Annotated in this window: 2 protein-coding genes; one reads left to right on the top strand and one right to left on the bottom strand. The window is 73.4% G+C overall.

Annotated features, from left to right (window positions below):
* Positions 1-378 precede the first annotated feature (378 nt).
* The gene (locus tag GUY61_RS37145; RefSeq protein ID WP_166634697.1) at positions 379-1,203 is read right to left on the bottom strand and encodes a hypothetical protein; all 825 of its coding nucleotides are present in this window, start codon (positions 1,201-1,203) and stop codon (positions 379-381) included.
* Positions 1,204-1,416: 213 nt separating this feature from the next.
* Here GUY61_RS37145 and GUY61_RS37140 point away from each other — a divergent pair.
* Positions 1,417-2,785: N-6 DNA methylase (locus tag GUY61_RS37140; protein WP_313897028.1), on the top strand; the 1,369-nt coding region annotated here is incomplete at its 3' end.

Genomic DNA, 2,785 nt, shown 5'->3' with positions numbered 1-2,785 from the left:
CCCCGACCCCGTCGAGGAGCCGTCGAGCCCCTCGCATCCGGAGCAGAGGAGAGCGGCGGCTGCCGCCACCCCCGCGGCGCGGAGGAGGCGAGTGTGCCCGGCCCTCCCGTGCCTCATGTCCCTCTCGGCAAGCACAGTCGTCGGCTCCCTTTGCGAACTGGGCACGTACCCCGGTCTTCCGGCGGTCCGCCAGTTTGTCATCCCCGGCGGCGGCCACGCGCATGAGGCACGTACGCGCGCCCCCACGCGCGTACGTGCCTCATGCCTGTGGATACGGCGGAAGAGACCGCCTCCCCTCCGGGCGGCCTCTTCCGCCGTAGCGCGGGCCGGCGCGCCGCGTTCCCCCCTGGTACGCGGCCCGCCGTGCCCGCCGGTCCGTCAGGCCGTGGTGAGCCCATCCAGGTCGACGATGTCCTCGTCGGCGGGGGGCTCGGCCCGGACCGGGTCATTGAACTGCGAGAACTCGATCGTGCCGGGTTCCTCGCCGCCCTCCTGGACGATCTTCAGGATGTAGGGCTCGCCCTCGGTCGCGACGTAGACCGTGTAGGTCTCCGCGCCGTCCGTCTCGGTGAGGGTCAGGGCCTCACGGCCGCGGATCTCGGTCACCTCTCCCTTGCGGGCGAGGTTGTCGCCCTCCTCGAAGCCGGCGAGGAGCTTGTCCAGGTCGCAGACCTCCAGTGCCTCCTGGGCGTCGGGCTCGTCGGCGTCGGTCCGCACCCAGCGGCCGGCGAGCATGTCGACCACGGCGTCGGTCTCCTCGGTGCTGTCGCCCGCGGCCTGCTCCCGCAGGAACGTCTCGTCGTAGCGCATGTAGACGTCCTGGTTCGTCTTGATGACGTCCACCGTGCCGGAGCCGCCCATGTTCATGCCGCCCTTGCACTGGCCCGCCCGGCTGGTGTCGAACCGCGCCTTCATCGGACCGTCCGCACTGGCCAGGTCGAGGTCGAGGGACAGCGAGGAGGCCCCCTTCGTCGCCGTGATCGCGCGGTTGACGACCTCCGGGCCCGAGAGGTCCGCGAAGGGCTCCTCGGCGGCCGGGGACGCCGTGTCGTCGCCGGCCGCCCGGGAGGCGCTGGGGCCGCCGGTCTTCTTGGCTCCCGTCCCGATCGAGAGCTCCGTGCAGGCCGACAGGCCGAGCACGGCGACGGTGCACAGGGTCGCGAGGGCGCCTCGCCGGATGTGGCGCCTGGTGGAGTGAAGCATGGGTCCCCCGGTTGAGAAGAAGCCGATGAAGCGCGCCGCGCGGGCCGTTGAGCGGAAACGGCGCCGTGAAGCGATGAGTCAATGACAGCAGGCTCTGTGAACCGAGTCAACACGACCCATTGAACATATTGAATTCACGCCGTGAATCGTTCTCTCTTGCGTACATCGGTATGATCGGGGCCACACGCAGAGCGCACGAGGGGAGCCAGCCGGGTGCCGGACAACGCAGCAGAGGTGACCGCCGCCGAGATCGCGCGGCTCGCCGGGGTCGGCCGTGCCGCCGTCAGCAACTGGCGGCGCCGTCACGCAGACTTCCCCAAGCCGGTCGGCGGCACCGAGACCAGCCCGTCCTTCGCCCTCACCGACGTCGAACGGTGGCTGCGCGAGCAGGGGAAACTCGCCGAGGTCCCGCTGCGTGAACGCGTCTGGCAGCAGCTCACGGCGCACCCGGCGGGCGCCGTGCCCGCCCTCGTCCACGCCGGCTGCGTCCTCCTCCTCGTACGTGACAGGCCCACCGCCTGGCTCCAGCTCGGGCCGCTCTCCGACGAGCGGCTGTCAGAGCTGCTCCCCACCGCCCTGGACGAAATCCTCATCGCGCGCTTCGGCGAACGGCACCGAGCCGTCCGCACCCCGAGGCCGCACGAGATCCGGGACTCGCTGCCCCTGCTGCGCGGCGCGGCCGAACTCGCCGCCGGACTCGGCGCCCGCCAGGCGTACGAATTCCTCCTCGGCCGCCATCTCGACGCCAACCCCAGGCAGTACACCCTCACTCCGCCCGGCCCGGCCGAGCTGATGGCCGCGCTCGCCGGCCGCGGCGCGAAGGCCCCCAGGACCCTGCTCGACCCCGCCTGCGGCACCGGCACCCTGCTGCGCGCCGCCGACACCGTCCGCGCCCAGGCCCTCTACGGCCAGGACAGCGACCCGGACCTGGCCGCCATCACCGCGCTCCGGCTCGCCCTGCTCGGCGGCCCCGAGGTCAGGACCGCCGCCGCCGACTCACTGCGCGCCGACGCCTTCCCCCAGCTGACCGTGGACGCGGTGCTGTGCCACCCGCCGTTCAACGAGCGCAACTGGGGCCACGAGGAACTCGCCTACGACGCCCGCTGGGAATACGGCTTCCCGGCCCGCACCGAGTCCGAGCTGGCCTGGGTCCAGCACGCGCTGGCCCGCCTCAGGGCCGGCGGAACCGCCGTCCTCCTCATGCCTCCCGCCGCCGCCTCGCGCCGCTCGGGCCGGCGTATCCGCGCCGACCTGCTGCGCCGCGGCGCGCTGAGGGCCGTCGTCGCCCTGCCCGCGGGCGCCGCGCCCCCGTACGGCGTCCCGCTCCACCTGTGGGTGCTGCGCAGGCCGGGCACCGCCGACCGGCCCGCGCCCGAGGTGCTCCTCGTCGACACGGCCGGGCTGTCCGCCGCGGGCCGGGACAACCTCGACTGGCAGGCCGTGCAGAGCACCGTGCTGGAGGCGTGGGAGGACTTCGACCGCCAGGGTGCGACCGAGGAGCGGCCCGGGATCAGCCGCGCGGTGCCCGTCATCGAACTCCTCGACGACGACGTCGACCTCGCCCCCGCCCGCCACCTCCCCC

It is taken from the genome of Streptomyces sp. GC420 (assembly GCF_009916105.1).
Taxonomy (GTDB): Bacteria; Actinomycetota; Actinomycetes; order Streptomycetales; family Streptomycetaceae; genus Streptomyces.
This window is presented reverse-complemented; position numbering and strand designations above follow the sequence as displayed.

Excerpts from the sequence above, each read along its gene's own strand:
- GUY61_RS37145 (WP_166634697.1), bottom strand. The coding sequence starts at position 1,203 with ATGCTTCACTCCACCAGGCGCCACATCCGGCGAGGCGCCCTCGCGACC.